We start from the raw sequence: 15,347 nt of genomic DNA, 5'->3' as shown, positions 1-15,347 counted from the left end.
CGGTGCACGCGAAGCGCCGCCCGGCTTATCATGCGGCCCGGACCATTGTGGACGCTTCCATGCATTTCATGACTGCCCTTCGGGCCGCCTGGCGCACGCGCGACAGCCTGCTGTGCGTCGGCCTCGACCCCGATCCGACGCGCTTCCCCGCGCATCTGCACAGCCAGCCCGATGCCATATTCCGCTTCTGCAGCGCGATCGTCGACGCGACCGCCGATCTCGTCTGCTGCTTCAAGCCGCAGATCGCGTACTTCGCCGCGCAGCGCGCCGAGGACCAGCTCGAAGCGCTGATCGCGCACATCCACACGCGCCATCCCGGCACGCCGGTGATCCTCGACGCGAAGCGCGGTGACATCGGCAGCACCGCCGGGCAGTATGCCGTCGAAGCATTCGAGCGCTTCGGTGCCGACGCGATCACGGTCAATCCGTACATGGGTCGCGACTCGGTCGAGCCCTATCTCGAGTACGCCGACAAAGGCGTGATCCTGCTGTGCCGCACGTCGAACCCCGGCGGCAGCGACCTGCAGTTCCTCGACGTCGGCGGCGGCGAGCGCCTCTTCGAGCGCGTCGCCCGCCTCGTTGCCGACGAGTGGAACGCCAGCGGCAATTGCAGCCTGGTCGTCGGCGCGACTTTCCCGAACGAGATCGCGCGCGTGCGCGAACTCGTCGGCGACCTGCCGCTGCTCGTGCCCGGCATCGGTGCGCAGGGCGGCGACATCGCCGCGACCGTCCGCGCCGGCCGCAGCGCCGACGGCAGCGGGCTGATGATCAACTCGTCGCGTGCGATCCTCTACGCCGGTGCCGGCGAAGACTATGTGGGCGCGGCGCGACAGGTCGCGCTTGACACGCGTGACGCCATCAACCAGTTCCGCTGATGCCTTCGCCCGCCGGGTTACGCACGTGGGCGAAGGCGCTCAAGCAGCACACGCTGACTGTCTATTTCGCCGCGCGCGACCCGCGCACGCCGGTCGCGGTGCGGCTGCTCGCGCTCGCGGTCGCCGCGTACGCACTCAGTCCGATCGACCTGATTCCGGATTTCATTCCGGTGCTCGGCTATCTCGATGACCTGCTGATCGTACCGCTCGGCGTCGCACTCGTCGTGCGGCTGACGCCCCCCGAAGTGATCGTCGCGTCGCGCGAGCGCGCTGCCCAGGTCGCCGCGAAGCCCGTGAGCCGCGGTGCGGCGGCGTTCGTCGTCGCGGTATGGGGCGTCCTCGCGTTCGTCGTCACGCGGTGGGTTGCCAGACTCGCAGGCGACTGACGACGCCCACTCACAAACTCCTTCCGACCTCCAGACGATGAAATACCAAGATCTCCGCGACTTCATCGCCCAGCTCGAAGAGCGCGGCGAGCTGAAACGCATCACCGTTCCCGTCGACACGCATCTCGAGATGACCGAGATCGCCGACCGCGTGTTGCGTGCCGGGGGGCCGGCGCTGCTGTTCGAGCAGCCGGTGACGCGCGGGGTAGCGCAGGCGATGCCGGTGCTCGCGAATCTGTTCGGCACGCCGCAGCGCGTCGCGCTCGGCATGGGCGAGGAGCTCGCCGACGGCGACTGGCAGACGCCGCTGTGCGAAGTCGGCCGGCTGCTGGCGTTCCTCAAGGAGCCCGAGCCGCCGAAAGGATTCAAGGACGCGTGGGAGAAGCTGCCGGTGTTCCGCCAGGTGCTGAACATGGCGCCGAAGGAAGTCCGGTCGGCGGCGTGCCAGGAAGTGCTGTGGGAAGGCGCGGACGTCGATCTGGCGCGGCTGCCGATCCAGCATTGCTGGCCGGGCGACGTCGCGCCGCTGATCACGTGGGGGCTCGTCGTGACGCGCGGGCCGGGCAAGAAGCGGCAGAACCTCGGCATCTACCGCCAGCAGGTGCTCTCGGCCAACCGCGTTGTCATGCGCTGGCTCGCGCATCGCGGCGGCGCGCTGGATTTTCGCGATCATCAACAGGCGCATCCGGGCGAAGCGTTTCCGGTCGCGGTCGTGCTCGGCTGCGACCCGGCGACGATCCTCGGCGCGGTGACGCCGGTGCCCGATTCGCTGTCGGAATACCAGTTCGCCGGCTTGCTGCGCGGCGCGAAGACCGAACTGGTCAAATGCATGGGCTCCGACCTGCAGGTGCCGGCCTCAAGCGAAATTGTGCTCGAAGGCGTGATCCACCCGGGCGACACCGCGGCCGAAGGCCCGTACGGCGACCACACCGGCTATTACAACGAGGTGTCCGAGTTCCCGGTGTTCACGATCGAGCGCATCACGATGCGCCGCGACCCGATCTACCATTCCACCTACACCGGCAAGCCCCCCGACGAGCCCGCGATGCTCGGCCTCGCGCTGAACGAAGTGTTCGTGCCGCTGTTGCAGCGGCAGTATCCGGAGATCGTCGATTTCTATCTGCCGCCCGAAGGCTGCTCGTACCGGCTCGCAGTGGTCAGCATCCGGAAGCAGTACCCGGGCCACGCGAAGCGCGTGATGTTCGGCATCTGGAGCTTCCTGCGCCAGTTCATGTATACGAAATTCATCATCGTCGTCGATGACGACGTCGCGATCCGCGACTGGAAGGAAGTGATCTGGGCGCTGACGACGCGCGTCGACGCGACGCGCGACACGGTGCTCGTCGACAACACGCCGATCGACTACCTCGACTTCGCGAGCCCGGTCGCGAGCCTCGGCAGCAAGATGGGGCTCGACGCGACGAACAAGTGGCCGGGCGAGACGACACGCGAATGGGGTCGGCCGATCGTCATGGACGACGCGGTGAAGGCGCGCGTCGACGCGATGTGGGACGAACTCGGCCTGTAGCGGACAAATCGGACGCCGGCGCGAACGGACCGCGCTGTGCGCAGTCGCATCCTCGACGCGCTTTCAACAGCAAAGGAGTTCCCATGACCCAGTATTCGCCCGAGGGCGGCCCGCTGCGCACTGTCGATCTCGGCAACCTCGTCACGCTGACGCACCTGATCTACGCGCTGCACGCGTTCGCGGTCGTCACTGGCGTCGTCGGCAGCGCGACGATCATCGGCAGCTTCGTCGCCAGCGTGCCGTCGATCGCGGCCGTGGTGCTGAACTATCTCAAGCGCAGCGCAGTCCGCGGCACTTGGCTGGAAAGCCATTTCCGCTGGCAGATCCGCACGTTCTGGTTCGCGGCGCTGTGGATCGTCGCGGGCCTGCTGCTGGCATTCACGATCATCGGCATCCCGCTCGCGCTGGCGCTCGTCGCCCTCGCCGGGCTGTGGGTCGTCTATCGCGTCGCGCGCGGCTGGTGGAGTCTCCTGCATCGCGGCATGATGCCGATGCCGCCGGGGTGACAGCCCCCGCGCGCGTCTCAGCGCGCGTCCCACACCCATTCGAGCAGCGCGTCCTGCGCCGCGTGGCTGCTGCCGGCCGCGGCATCGTTGACGAGCATCGCGACGACATGGCGGCGGCCGTTGCGGTCGAGCACGTAGCCGGCCATCGCGCGCACGCCGTTGATCGAGCCGGTCTTGATGTGCGCGTGGCCGCGCGCCGGGCTGTCGTGGAGCCGGGCGAGCGCAGTGCCGTCGAGGCCGGCGACCGGCAGCGCGGCGACGAATTCCGGCATGTACGGCCGCCGCCACGCGGCGAGCAGCATTTCGCCGAGCGTGCGGGCACTGACGCTTTCGCTGCGCGACAGGCCTGAGCCGTTTTCGACGAGCAGCCCGGCCGTGCTGATGCCTGCCGCATCGAGCAGCGTCCGCGCGAGCGCCGCGCCGCCGGCGACCATGTCGGGCGACGCCGTGTCGCTGGCGCCGAGGGTCGCGAGCAGCTCGCGCGCGATCACGTTGCTCGACCATTTGTTCATCTCGCGCACGACGTCCGCAAGCGGCGGCGAGCTGCCGGTCAGCAGCAATGCGGCTTCGACCGGCGCCACGCCCGGTCTCGTGACGCCTTCGATCTTGCCACCCAGTTCCGCCCACAGCGCGGCGACGGCGGCGACGCCGAAGCGTTCCGCCGGCAGCGGTGCCGTCGCCCAGTCGCGCTGGCCGCAGCTCGCCGGCAGGCTGCCGAGCAGCACCAGGCGCGGACCGCCCGGCGCGGCTTCGAGCGATGCGTCGAGGTCGCGATACCACACGCCGCACTCGCCTGCCGCGATGACGATGCGGTTGTCGATCTCGAGCCCTTTCAGCGGCGGACTGGCCGCGACCGTGACCCGTTCGCCCCGCCGGCCCGCGGGCAGGAGCGTCAGCTGCAGCGTGTTGAAGTTCACCAGCAGGCCGTGCGCGCCGCTGTTGTATGGGCGCAGCGCGCGATCGTCGAACGCTGCCGGGTCGTGCTGCGGCAGCCGCAGCGCCGAGCCGTCGAGCACCAGATCACCGCGAATCGTCTCGATGCCCAGTGCGCGGATCTTGCGCAGCAGCGTCCACAGCCGCTCGACGCTCAGCAGCGGGTCTGCGCCGCCGATCAGGTAAAGATCGCCTTCGAGCACGCCGGCATGGATCGTCCCGGTCGCCGCGACGCGCGTCGTCCACACGTGCGCCGGGCCGAAGCGCTCGAGCGCGGCGAACGCGGTGACGAGCTTCATCACCGACGCCGGATTCATCGGCCACTCGGCGTTCAGGCGCAGTTGCGGCTCGCCGCCGTCGACCGCCTGCACCCACAGCGCGACGGCGGATTGCGGAATGTGTGCGGCAGCGAGAGCCTGCGCGACCGGCTCCGGCAGCGCGGAAGCGTCGGAAGGGTGGGCGGTGGCGAGCCAGCCGGCGAGGAGCAGCGCGCAAAGCGTGCGCAACGATGCGATTGTCATCGAGAAAACGTCGGATTGCGGTGCTTCGACGGCCGGCGCGAAGCGAGGTGCTCGTCGGCAGGATACAATTCGGCCTCCTGATCGTTCGCGGGCCGGACATTCTACGCTGGCCGCGCGGACGACGATTCCGTCCATAGGGGAGTTCCATGATCCTGGTAACCGGCGGCGCCGGCTTCATCGGTGCCAACTTCGTGCTCGACTGGCTGAGCCAGTCCGGCGAACCGGTCGTCAATCTCGATGCGCTGACCTACGCCGGCAACCGCGAGAATCTCGCTTCGCTGATGGGCGACGCGCGCCACGTGTTCGTCCACGGCGACATCTGCGACCGCACGCTGCTCGACCGCCTGCTGGCCGAACACCGGCCGCGCGCGATCGTGCATTTCGCCGCCGAGAGCCACGTCGACCGCTCGATTCACGGCCCGGCGGCATTTGTCCGCACCAACGTCGAAGGCACGTTCACGCTGCTCGAGGCCGCGCGCGCGTACTGGTCCAGTCTCGATGGCGGCGCTAAAGCGGCGTTTCGCTTCCTGCACGTATCGACCGATGAAGTGTACGGCTCGCTCGGCCCTGCCGACCCGGCGTTCACCGAGACGAAAGGCTTCGAGCCGAACAGCCCGTATTCCGCGAGCAAGGCCGCGTCCGACCACCTCGTGCGTGCCTGGCATCACACCTACGGCCTGCCGGTAGTGACGACGAACTGCTCGAACAACTACGGTCCGTACCAGTTCCCCGAGAAGCTGATCCCGCTGATGATCGCCAACGCGCTCGCCGGCAAGCCGCTGCCGGTCTATGGCGACGGGCAGAACGTGCGCGACTGGCTGTACGTCGGCGACCACTGTGCGGCGATCCGCGAAGTGCTCGCGCGGGGGCGGTGCGGCGAGACTTACAACGTCGGCGGCTGGAACGAGAAGCCGAATCTCGACATCGTGCACACGGTATGCACGCTGCTCGACGAGCTGCGGCCCGACCCTGCCGGTCCGCATGCAAGGCTCATCACTTACGTCGCCGATCGGCCCGGCCACGATCGGCGCTACGCGATCGACGCGCGCAAGATCGAGCGCGAACTCGGCTGGCGGCCCGTCGAGACGTTCGAATCGGGCATCCGCAAGACGATCGCGTGGTACCTCGAGCACCAGGGCTGGGTCGCGCACGTGCAAAGCGGCGCGTACCGCGAGTGGGTCGACCGCAACTATGGCCAACGATAGGAAGGATTTGACGCGATGAGCGCACGCAAAGGCATCATTCTCGCCGGCGGCTCCGGCACCCGCCTGCACCCGGCGACCCTGGCAGTATCCAAGCAGTTGCTCCCGGTCTATGACAAACCGATGATCTATTACCCGCTCAGCACATTGATGCTGGCCGGCATCCGCGACATCCTGATCATCTCGACGCCGCAGGACACGCCGCGTTTCGAGCAGTTGCTCGGCGACGGCAAGCGCTGGGGGCTGAACCTGCGCTATGCGGTGCAGCCGAGCCCGGACGGACTCGCGCAAGCGTTCCTGATCGGCGAAGAGTTTCTCGCCGGCAGCTGCTCGGCGCTGGTGCTCGGTGACAACCTGTTCTATGGCCATGAGTTCTCCGATTCGCTGCGGCAAGCGGGCCAGCGCGAGCGCGGCGCGACGGTGTTCGCGTATCCGGTGCACGATCCGGAGCGCTACGGCGTCGTCGAGTTCGACGCCGACGGCCGCGCAGTGAGCCTCGAGGAAAAGCCGGCGCGACCGAAAAGCCGTTACGCGGTGACGGGCCTGTACTTCTACGACGAGCGCGTCGTCGACATCGCCCGTTCGCTGCGGCCGAGCCCGCGCGGCGAGCTCGAGATCACCGACGTCAACCGCGAGTATCTCGAGGCCGGCGCGCTCGACGTCGAAGTCATGGGGCGGGGCCATGCGTGGCTCGACACCGGCACGCACGAGAGCCTGCTCGACGCGAGCCTGTTCATCCAGACGATCGAAAAGCGCCAGGGGCTGAAAATCGCATGTCCGGAGGAAATCGCATGGCGCGCCGGCTGGATCGACGCCGACCAGCTTCAGGGGCTCGCGCGGCCGCTGGCGAAGAACGGCTACGGCCATTATCTGCAGCGCCTCCTCGACGAGCGGGTGTTCTGATGAAGGCCGTGCCGACTTCGATTCCCGAGGTGCTGCTGATCGAGCCGAAAGTGTTCGGTGATGCACGCGGCTTTTTCTTCGAGAGTTTCAACGCGCGCGCTTTTCGCGACGCGACCGGCCTTGACGAGACGTTCGTGCAGGACAACCATTCGCGCTCGGCGCGCGGCGTGCTGCGCGGCCTGCACTACCAGATCCGCCAGCCGCAGGGCAAGCTCGTGCGGGTTGTGCGCGGTGCGGTGTTCGACGTCGCCGTGGACCTGCGTCGGAGCTCGCCGAGCTTCGGACGCTGGGCAGGCGCCGAGCTGTCCGAGGACAACCACCGCCAGCTGTGGATTCCGCCCGGTTTCGCGCACGGCTTCGTCGTGCTGTCGGAATCGGCCGATTTCCTCTACAAGACGACCGATTATTACGCGCCGGAGCACGAGCGCTGCCTCGCGTGGAACGACCCGGCGGTCGGCATCGAGTGGCCGGTCGGCGTCTCGCCGCTGCTGTCGGGGAAAGACCGCGAAGGCAAGCCGCTCGCCGCATGCGAGGTGTTCGAATGAAGCTGCTGGTGACCGGCGCGAACGGCCAGGTCGGCTGGGAGCTCGCGCGCAGCCTGATGCCGCTCGGCGATGTCGTCGCACTCGACCGCAGCGGCTGCGACCTGTCCCGGCCGGCTGCGCTCGCGGCGCGGGTGGAAGAACTCGCGCCGGACGTCATCGTCAACGCCGCGGCCTACACTGCTGTCGACCGCGCCGAAAGCGACGAAGCTGCGGCGACGGTCATCAACGGGGTGGCGCCGGGCGAGCTCGCGCGCGTCGCGAAGCGCACGGGCGCATTGCTGGTGCATTACTCGACCGACTACGTGTTCGACGGCACGAAGTCCGCGCCGTACGACGAGGACGACCCGGTCGCGCCAATCAACGCGTACGGTCGCAGCAAACTCGCCGGCGAGCTCGCGATTCGCGAAAGCGGCTGCGACCATCTGATTTTCCGCACGACCTGGGTGTTCGCGGCGCGCGGCGCCAATTTCGTGCGCACGATGCTGCGCCTGGGCGCCGAGCGCGACCGCCTGCAAGTCGTCGCCGATCAGGTCGGCGCACCGACCTGGGCGCGCAACATTGCCGATGCGACCGCGCTTGCGGTCGCCCGGGCGCAGGCGGAGCGGCAGCAGCGCAGCTTCGCGTCGGGCATATTCAATCTCGCGTCCCGTGGAGAGACCAGCTGGCACGGTTTTGCCGAAGCGATTTTCGCCGCCGCGCGAGCGCAGCTGCCCGATATCGGCCTGAAAGTCGCCGCGGTGACGCCGATTCCGTCATCCGCCTATCCGACGCCGGCTGTGCGCCCCGCCAATTCATGCCTCGCCGCGGGCAAGCTGCAGGCGCGCTTCGGAATCGTCATGCCGCGATGGGACGAGGCGCTCGCGCGCTGCCTCGATGATCTCGCGGGGCGGTGAGCGGCGGGGACGCGCGCGCGATGACGGAAGCGTCACCCAGAGGGCTGCGCGATGAGCGGCTTCGAGCACTTCGCGCGCGATGCGCTCGAACTCGAGCGTGAAATCCTGAAGCGCGGCATCCTGCTCGGGCTCGACTGGTCCGACGCGGCAGCGATGCGGCAGCTCGCGCGCGAAGCGCTCGAAGGCGGCGCCGAGCATACCAACGCGCTGTTGCGCGCTCCGGACCCGCAGCTCAAGGCGCGGGGCGAGCTGTTCGCGTTAGCGGTGCTGATGCTGCGGACGATGACGGAGAGCGCCGAAACGGGCCTGCACACGCATGGCGGTCCGGCCTGGAAAGCGTTCGGCCGGGCGCTGATCGAAGAGTCCGGGCGCGGCGTTTTTCAGAGTAGCGGCGACTCCAGCGCGTAGAGCGATGCCACGGTTTCGCGCTGTCGCACGAGGTGCGTGCGGGCGCCGTCGACGATGACTTCAGCGGCACGCGGGCGCGTGTTGTAGTTCGAGCTCATCGCCATGCCGTACGCGCCGGCCGACAGCAGCGCGATCAGGTCGCCGGCCGCGACCGCGAGCGGGCGGTCGTGCGCGAGGAAATCGCCGCTCTCGCAGATCGGCCCGACGATCTCGTAATTGAGTTCCGGCACGTCGCGCGGCGCCACCGCGACCGCTTCGTGATACGCGTCGTACAGGGCCGGGCGCGCGAGGTCGTTCATCGCCGCATCGACGATCGCGAAATTGCGCTCCGCGCCCGGCTTCAGGTATTCGATGCGCGTCAGCAGCAGCCCGGCGTTGCCGATCAGTGAGCGGCCCGGCTCGAAGCAGAGCTCCTCGCTGCGGCCGTCGAGCAGGCGCAGCAGCGGGGCGAGATAGTCGGCGACGGACGGCGGCGCCTCGTCGCGGTAACGAATGCCAAGACCGCCGCCGAGATCGATGTGGTCGAGGCGGATTCCTTGCGCTGCGAGCTCATCGACGAGTCCGAGCACTTTTTCCGCCGCTTCGGCGATCGGTCCGGAATCGAGCAGTTGCGAGCCGATGTGGCAGGCGATGCCGCTGATCCGGACATTCGGCATCTGCGCCGCGCGCCGGTACAGCGCGAGCGCGGTGTCGAACGCGACACCGAACTTGTTGTTCTTCAGCCCGGTGGAAATGTAGGGGTGAGTCTTGGGGTCGACGTCAGGGTTCACGCGCAATGCGATCGGCGCCCGCGTTCCAAGCTCGCCCGCGAGCAGGTCGAGCCGCTCCAGCTCGGCCTCGGATTCGACGTTGAAGCAGCGGATGCCGGCCGCGAGCGCCTGGCGCAGCTCGCCAGCGCTTTTGCCGACGCCGGAAAACACCACTTTGCCCGGGTCGCCGCCTGCCGCCAGCACGCGCGACAACTCGCCGCCCGAAACGATGTCGAACCCGGCGCCGAGCTTCGCGAACACTGCGAGCACGCCGAGGTTGGAGTTCGCCTTGACCGCGTAGCAAACGAGCGCGCGGCGGCCGGCGAGCGCTTGACGGTACGCGTCGAAAGCCTGCTCGAGCGCCTGGCGCGAATAGACGTAGGTCGGTGTGCCGAAGCGTTCGGCGATCGCCGCGAGCGCGACGTCTTCGAGCTGCAGCCCGGCGGAGCCGGGGCGCAGCGTGGGGAGCGGAAAGTCGGAATTCATTTCGAGTCGGCCGGGGCGGAAAGGGCTTTGCTATGATCGGCGTCGACGGCGGGCGCCGCCTGCGGCGGTGCGGCCGGAATCTCGGGCAGGTACAGCGGCCCCTTGATGCCGCATCCGGACAGGAACAGCGTGCTGCCCAGCACCGCCGCAATGAGAGTCGCTCGCATGGTGTCGCCGATCGGAAAAACGGGAATCCTAACAGAAGGAGAGAGCATGGAAGAGTCCGCATTCAACGCCCTTGCCGATGCGGAACTCGCGCGCATCGAAGCCGCCCTCGACAGTTGCGGCGCCGACATCGACATCGAACCGAAGCCGGGCGGCGTGCTCGAGATCGAATTCGAGAACGGCACGAAGATGATCATCAATCGCCACACGGCGGCGCGCGAAATCTGGGTCGCGGCGAAATCGGGAGGCTTCCACTTCCGCCCCGACAGCGGTCGCTGGCTGGCGACGCGCGACGGGGCGGAACTGTACGCGATGCTGTCCGACCTGGTACGGCAGCAGTCCGGCGTCGCCGTAAGCCTTTCGCCCGGCTGAAAAGACGTCGCGGCCTAAGGATTTACAGGCGTCGGCGTGCGTTCGACGACCGGCGCGGGAGCGTTGTACGGAGTCTGTATCGGCGCCAGCGGTACTGCTTCGTCGGGGGCTTCGGCCGGCGGGAAGAGCCCGACGGGCAGCGTCGGAACTTCCACGGGCTGCGGGGGCAGGTTCTCGCGATAGATGTACTCTTCGCGGCCGCTGCCGGCCAAGTGGATCGCGAGCAGTCCGTCGGGTCGCGCGAGGGCTTTTTCCGGCACTCCCTTGAGCGCCGTGCGCATGTAGTTCACCCATATCGGCAGCGCGGCCGAACCGCCGGTTTCGCCACGGCCGAGATTGCGCGGCTGGTCGTAGCCCATCCAGCTCACGGCGACGAGATCGGGGTTGTAGCCGGTGAACCACGCATCGACGTAGTCGTTCGTGGTGCCGGTCTTGCCGGCGAGATCGCCGCGCTTGAGCGCGAGCGCGCGAGTGCCAGTGCCGCGCCGGATTACGTCCTGCAGCATCGAATTCATCAGCCACGCGTTACGCGGGTCGATGACGCGCGGAGCGCTTTCGCCGGCGATCGGAGGATCGACTTTTGCCACCACGCGCCCGTCGCCGTCGATGATCTCCTTGACGATGTACGGATCGATACGGTAGCCGCCATTGGCGAACACCGCATACGCTCCCGCCATTTCCCAGGGCGTCACGCTGCCTGCGCCCAAAGCCATGGTCAGGTACGGCGGATGGCGTTGCGCGTCGAAGCCGAAGCGCGTGATGTAGTCCTGCGCATAGTGCGGCGTGATCGACTGCAGCACGCGGATCGAGATCATGTTCTTCGAGCGCGCCAGGCCGTCGCGCAGCGTCATCGGCCCGTTGTATTTGCCGTCGTAGTTCCGCGGTTCCCAGTCCTTGCTGCCGGTGACGCCGGCGGGGAAGAACAGCGGCGCGTCGTCTTCGACACTGCTCGGCGAAAACCCCCGTTCGAGCGCGGCCGAATAGATGAACGGCTTGAAGCTCGAGCCGGGCTGGCGCAACGCCTGCGTGACGTGATTGAACTTGCTGTGGTCGAAGTCGAAGCCGCCGATCAGCGCCCGAACCGCGCCGGTGTTCGCGTCGAGCGACACCAGCGCCGCCTGGACTTCGGGCACTTGCAGGATTTCCCAGCCTTTCTCGCCGTTGTCGCGGATGCGGACGACCGCGCCGCGGCGGATCCGCCTGCTCTGTGGGGCGCGCTGGTTGAGCATCGGCGCCGCGAAGCGCAGTCCGCTGCCGCTGATCGTGATCGTTGCGCCGTGGCGATAGACGCGGACGCGCTTCGCCGAAGCTTCGAGAACCAGCGCCGGGAGCAGGTCGTCGTACTCTTCGAACTCCGACAGCAACTCGTCGAGACGCTCCTCGTCGTCAGCGACTTCGCCGAGATCGACGAAGCCTTCCGGGCCGCGGTAGCCGCGGCGCCGGTCGTAATCGAGCACGCCTTGGCGCACCGCGCGCTGCGCCGCGACCTGATCCTCGTGCACCACCGTCGTGATGATGCGGATGCCGGCGTGGTAGGCCTCGTCGCCGAACTGCTCGACGGCGATCTGCCGCGCCATCTCCGCGACGTAGTCGCCACGCATCGGGTTCGTCGTCGAGCGCGTGGTCGTGATGTGCAGCGGAGTGTCGCGGGCCTTTTCGTAGGTTTCGTTGTCGATATAGCCGGCTTCGACCATGCGGCGCAGCACATACTGCTGACGCAGCGTCGCGCGGCGCAGGTTCGCGATCGGGTTGTATGCGGACGGCGCTTTCGGCAGCCCTGCGAGCATCGCCGCCTCGGGGAGCGTGAGCTCCTGCAGCGACTTGCCGAAGTACGTCAGGGATGCCGTCGAGAAGCCGTAGGCCCGCTGTCCGAGGTAGATCTGGTTGATGTACAGCTCGAGAATCTGGTCCTTGCTCAGGCTGCGTTCGATCTTCAGCGCGAGCAGGATTTCATAGAGCTTGCGGTTGTAGGTTTTTTCGCGCGAAAGGAAGAAGTTGCGCGCGACCTGCATCGTGATCGTCGAAGCGCCCTGGCCGCGCCCGCCCGACACCACGTTCGCCAGCGCCGCCCGGCCGATGCCGATCACGTCAATCCCCGGATGCTCGTAGAAGCGCTCGTCCTCCGCGGCGAGGATCGCCTGCTTGAGCTGCATCGGGACGGCGTCGATGCGCACGACCGCGCGCCGTTCCTCGCCGAATTCGCCGAGGAGGTGACCGTCCGCCGTGTATACTCTGAGCGGGATTTTGGGGCGGTAATCGGTCAGCGCCCGCAACGACGGAAGGTTCGGCCAGGCCAGTGCAGACATCGCCCCCAGGGTTGCGACGCCGAGAACGATCAAAACGATCAGCGCAGCAACGGGGTAGAAAACCCAACGCATCGAAAGTCCAGATTAGGGGGTGGGGAAGCGATTATACGATCGCATGCAGGCGCGCCGGTTCCGGCCGCCCTTTCGCCCCATTCCGGGTTACACTTCTTTACACCTTCCATCCTTGTTGTTAGCATCCCGGAATCTGTTCGACGGCCGTGCGTAACGTGAAGAAATTCAAGGCTTTTCCTTGTGATCGACCTATCCCTGTTTCGTCCTAAGGTGCGCCAGTTGGCTGGGCTCGATATCTCGTCTTCATCGGTGAAGATGGTCGAGCTGTCGGGGGGCGAGAAGGAAGGTTATCGGATCGAACGCTACGCGATCGAGTCGCTGCCCCGCGACGCGGTCGTCGATGGCAACATCAACAGCATCGAAGGCGTCAGCGAGTCGATCCGCCGCGCGCTGCGCCGCATGGGCTCCGGCGTCAGGCAGGTCGCGGTCGCGCTGCCCGCGTCCGCAGTGATCACAAAGAAAATGATTCTGCCGGCCGGGCTGCGGGACCAGGAAATGGAAATCCACGTCGAGTCCGAGGCGAACCAGTACATTCCTTTCGCGCTCGACGAAGTCAATCTCGATTTCCAGACGGTCGGCCCGTCGCCGGCCGGTCCGGACGAAGTCGAGGTGCTGATCGCCGCGTCGCGCAAGGAAAAAGTCGAGGATCGCGTCGCGGTCGTCGAGGCGTCGGGCCTCAAGGCGGTGGTCGTGGACGTCGAATCCTTCGCTGCCGAAGCGGCTTTCGAGCTCGTCGCCCGGCAACTGCCCGGAGGCGCGGTGAACCTGATCGTCGCGGTCGTCGACATCGGCGCCAACGTCATGGGCGTCACGGTGTTGCGCAACGGCCAGCAGATCTATTTCCGCGAGCAGGCGTTCGGCGGCAACCAGCTCACGCAGGAAATCGCCCGGCAGTACGGCATGAGCCCGGAGGACGCCGAAGCCGCGAAGCGCGCCGGCGGGCTGCCGGAAGATTACGAACGCGACCTGCTGCGCCCGTTCATGGACAGCCTCGCGCTGGAAGTGTCTCGCGCGCTGCAATTCTTCTTCACCTCGACCCAGTACAACCAGGTCGACCAGATCGTGCTCGCCGGCGGCTGTGCCGCGATTGCGGGGCTGCCGGAAGTCGTGAGCAGCAGAACGCAGGTCGACACCACCGTCGCCAACCCCTTCGCCGCGATGTCGCTGTCGCCGCGCGTGAGGGCCAGGAACCTGCTTGCCGATGCCCCGTCGCTGATGGTCGCATGCGGACTGGCGCTTCGGAGATTCGATCCATGATTCGAATCAATCTGCTGCCGCACCGCGAGTTGAAGCGCCGCGAGCGACGCCAGCAGTTCTACATCTTCTCCGCCCTGATGGTGACCGCAGGCCTGGCAATCGGCCTGCTGGTGCATGTCGTGATGGTCGATCGGGTCGAGCGCCAGGAGCAAAGGAACGCCTTCTTCAGCGCGGAAATCAAGAAACTCGACGCCGAAATCGCCGAGATCAAGCGCTTGCGCGAGCAGATCGACGCGCTCGTCGCGCGCAAGCAGGTAATCGAGTCGCTGCAGGGCACGCGCGCGCAGTCCGTGCACCTGCTGAACGAACTCGCCGTGCACATGCCGGAAGGCGTGTATCTGAAGTCGATCAAGCAGAACGGGCCGAAGATCCGGCTGCTCGGGTATGCACAGTCGAACTCGCGGGTCTCGCACCTGATGCGCAACCTCGACGGCTCGCCGTTTCTCGAGCAGCCGGGGCTGGTCGAAGTGAAATCGGCCACGCTGAACAACCGCCGCGTCAGCGAGTTCGCGCTCAACATCGCCATCGAAAGCCCGCCGGTTGAAGAAGACAAGAGGGCGAAGCCGTGAAACTCGACCGCCTGCGGCAAATCGACTTCGAACGCCTGTCCCAGGACTTTCGCGGGCTCGATCCGAACGATCCCGGTGCGTGGCCCCTCGCGCCGCGTATCGCGGTCTTCATCGCGCTGCTGGTCGCAACGGTCGCGGCAGCATGGTGGTTCGACTGGCGCGACCAGGCCGCGCTGCTCGAAACGCGCGAAGCCGAGGAGACCGAGCTGCGGCAGAGCTGGGTCTCGAAGAAGAAGCTGGCCGTCAATCTCGACGCCTACAAGCTTCAGCTCGAGGAAACCGATCGCCAGTTCGGCGCCCTCCTCAAGCAGCTGCCGAACCGCGCGGAAATGGACTCGCTGCTGTCCGACATCAATCAGGCCGGCCTCGGGCGCGGGCTGCAGTTCGAGCTGTTCAAGCCCGGCGCCGAAGTGGTCAAGGACTTCTACGCCGAGATGCCGATCGAAGTGCGCATCGTCGGCGCCTATCACGATCTGGGGGCGTTCGCCGAGGACGTGGCGAGCATGCCGCGCATCGTTACCCTGAACAATGTCGCGATCGAGGGGCAGAAGGACGGAACGCTCAAGCTCGACGCCCGGGCGACGACCTACCGCTACCTGGACGAAGAGGAGCTTGCCAGGCAGCGGCAGCAGGCCAAGGCCGCCGAGAGCGCCAAGGGACGCAAGTGAGAA

17 protein-coding genes are annotated in these 15,347 nt (G+C 67.2%); 13 read left to right on the top strand and 4 right to left on the bottom strand.

Annotation, left to right across the window (positions count from 1 at the left end; genetic code table 11):
* The first annotated feature begins 59 nt into the window (after positions 1–59).
* The 4 genes from pyrF (at position 60) to PA01_06855 (ending at position 3,295) form a co-directional block, all read left to right on the top strand.
* Positions 60–875, top strand: coding sequence for an orotidine-5'-phosphate decarboxylase (gene pyrF / locus PA01_06870; GenBank protein KON81366.1), 816 nt, complete (start codon positions 60–62; stop codon positions 873–875).
* Positions 875–1,261 (top strand): DUF1232 domain-containing protein, encoded by a 387-nt coding sequence (locus PA01_06865; protein ID KON81365.1) that lies wholly within the window; start codon positions 875–877, stop codon positions 1,259–1,261. The genes pyrF and PA01_06865 overlap by 1 nt, the downstream gene beginning before the upstream one ends.
* A 37-nt stretch (positions 1,262–1,298) precedes the next feature.
* Positions 1,299–2,789, top strand: a complete 1,491-nt coding sequence (gene ubiD / locus PA01_06860; protein KON81364.1) for a 4-hydroxy-3-polyprenylbenzoate decarboxylase — start codon at positions 1,299–1,301, stop codon at positions 2,787–2,789.
* Positions 2,790–2,872: 83 nt separating this feature from the next.
* Positions 2,873–3,295 carry a hypothetical protein gene (locus tag PA01_06855; GenBank protein ID KON81363.1) on the top strand — a complete coding sequence of 141 codons (423 nt, stop codon included), beginning with the start codon at positions 2,873–2,875 and terminating at the stop codon, positions 3,293–3,295.
* A 17-nt stretch (positions 3,296–3,312) separates the two neighbouring features.
* On the opposite strand, the gene dacB is transcribed toward PA01_06855, so the two are convergent.
* Positions 3,313–4,749 carry a D-alanyl-D-alanine carboxypeptidase/D-alanyl-D-alanine-endopeptidase gene (dacB, locus tag PA01_06850; protein ID KON81362.1) on the bottom strand — a complete coding sequence of 479 codons (1,437 nt, stop codon included), beginning with the start codon at positions 4,747–4,749 and terminating at the stop codon, positions 3,313–3,315.
* Between the two features lie 146 nt (positions 4,750–4,895).
* Here dacB and rfbB point away from each other — a divergent pair, with 146 nt between their 5' ends.
* From rfbB to PA01_06825, 5 genes are read left to right on the top strand one after another with little or no spacing between them, the layout of a single operon-like run.
* On the top strand, positions 4,896–5,954 hold the full coding sequence (rfbB, locus tag PA01_06845; GenBank protein ID KON81361.1) for a dTDP-glucose 4,6-dehydratase: 1,059 nt from the start codon (positions 4,896–4,898) through the stop codon (positions 5,952–5,954).
* 15 nt (positions 5,955–5,969) lie between these two features.
* Positions 5,970–6,854: a glucose-1-phosphate thymidylyltransferase RfbA gene (gene rfbA, locus PA01_06840; protein KON81360.1), complete on the top strand. Its 885-nt coding sequence runs from the start codon at positions 5,970–5,972 to the stop codon at positions 6,852–6,854.
* Positions 6,854–7,399, top strand: a complete 546-nt coding sequence (rfbC, locus tag PA01_06835; GenBank protein KON81359.1) for a dTDP-4-dehydrorhamnose 3,5-epimerase — start codon at positions 6,854–6,856, stop codon at positions 7,397–7,399. The genes rfbA and rfbC overlap by 1 nt, the downstream gene beginning before the upstream one ends.
* On the top strand, positions 7,396–8,292 hold the full coding sequence (gene rfbD, locus PA01_06830; protein ID KON81358.1) for a dTDP-4-dehydrorhamnose reductase: 897 nt from the start codon (positions 7,396–7,398) through the stop codon (positions 8,290–8,292). Before rfbC ends, rfbD begins: the two co-directional genes overlap by 4 nt.
* 51 nt (positions 8,293–8,343) lie before the next feature.
* Entirely contained in the window at positions 8,344–8,700 is a 357-nt protein-coding gene (locus PA01_06825) for a hypothetical protein (GenBank protein KON81357.1), read from the top strand.
* On the opposite strand, the gene lysA is transcribed toward PA01_06825, so the two are convergent.
* Complete coding sequence (gene lysA, locus PA01_06820; protein KON81356.1) at positions 8,673–9,935, bottom strand: diaminopimelate decarboxylase; 1,263 nt, start codon at positions 9,933–9,935, stop codon at positions 8,673–8,675. The genes PA01_06825 and lysA overlap by 28 nt on opposite strands.
* A complete protein-coding gene (locus tag PA01_18670) occupies positions 9,932–10,102 on the bottom strand; it encodes a lipoprotein (GenBank protein ID KAI5913062.1) in 171 nt (56 codons plus the stop codon). The genes lysA and PA01_18670 overlap by 4 nt, the downstream gene beginning before the upstream one ends.
* Before the next feature lie 46 nt (positions 10,103–10,148).
* Here PA01_18670 and cyaY point away from each other — a divergent pair, with 46 nt between their 5' ends.
* The gene (gene cyaY / locus PA01_06815; protein KON81355.1) at positions 10,149–10,472 is read left to right on the top strand and encodes an iron donor protein CyaY; all 324 of its coding nucleotides are present in this window, start codon (positions 10,149–10,151) and stop codon (positions 10,470–10,472) included.
* Between the two features lie 14 nt (positions 10,473–10,486).
* Here the strand turns inward: cyaY and PA01_06810 are convergent, their stop codons facing one another.
* Positions 10,487–12,850: a penicillin-binding protein 1A gene (locus PA01_06810; protein KON81354.1), complete on the bottom strand. Its 2,364-nt coding sequence runs from the start codon at positions 12,848–12,850 to the stop codon at positions 10,487–10,489.
* Positions 12,851–13,030: 180 nt separating this feature from the next.
* Here PA01_06810 and PA01_06805 point away from each other — a divergent pair, with 180 nt between their 5' ends.
* The 3 genes from PA01_06805 to PA01_06795 are packed head-to-tail and all read left to right on the top strand — an operon-like array spanning position 13,031 to position 15,344.
* Entirely contained in the window at positions 13,031–14,107 is a 1,077-nt protein-coding gene (locus tag PA01_06805; protein KON81353.1) for a pilus assembly protein PilM, read from the top strand.
* Positions 14,104–14,676, top strand: coding sequence for a PilN domain-containing protein (locus PA01_06800; GenBank protein ID KON81352.1), 573 nt, complete (start codon positions 14,104–14,106; stop codon positions 14,674–14,676). Before PA01_06805 ends, PA01_06800 begins: the two co-directional genes overlap by 4 nt.
* On the top strand, positions 14,673–15,344 hold the full coding sequence (locus tag PA01_06795; GenBank protein KON81351.1) for a type 4a pilus biogenesis protein PilO: 672 nt from the start codon (positions 14,673–14,675) through the stop codon (positions 15,342–15,344). Before PA01_06800 ends, PA01_06795 begins: the two co-directional genes overlap by 4 nt.
* Positions 15,345–15,347: the final 3 nt, after the last annotated feature.

The organism is Azoarcus sp. PA01, assembly GCA_001274695.2.
Lineage (GTDB): Bacteria > Pseudomonadota > Gammaproteobacteria > Burkholderiales > Rhodocyclaceae > Aromatoleum.
Note: the sequence above shows the minus strand (reverse complement) of the source record. Positions and strands in the feature narration are given on the sequence as shown.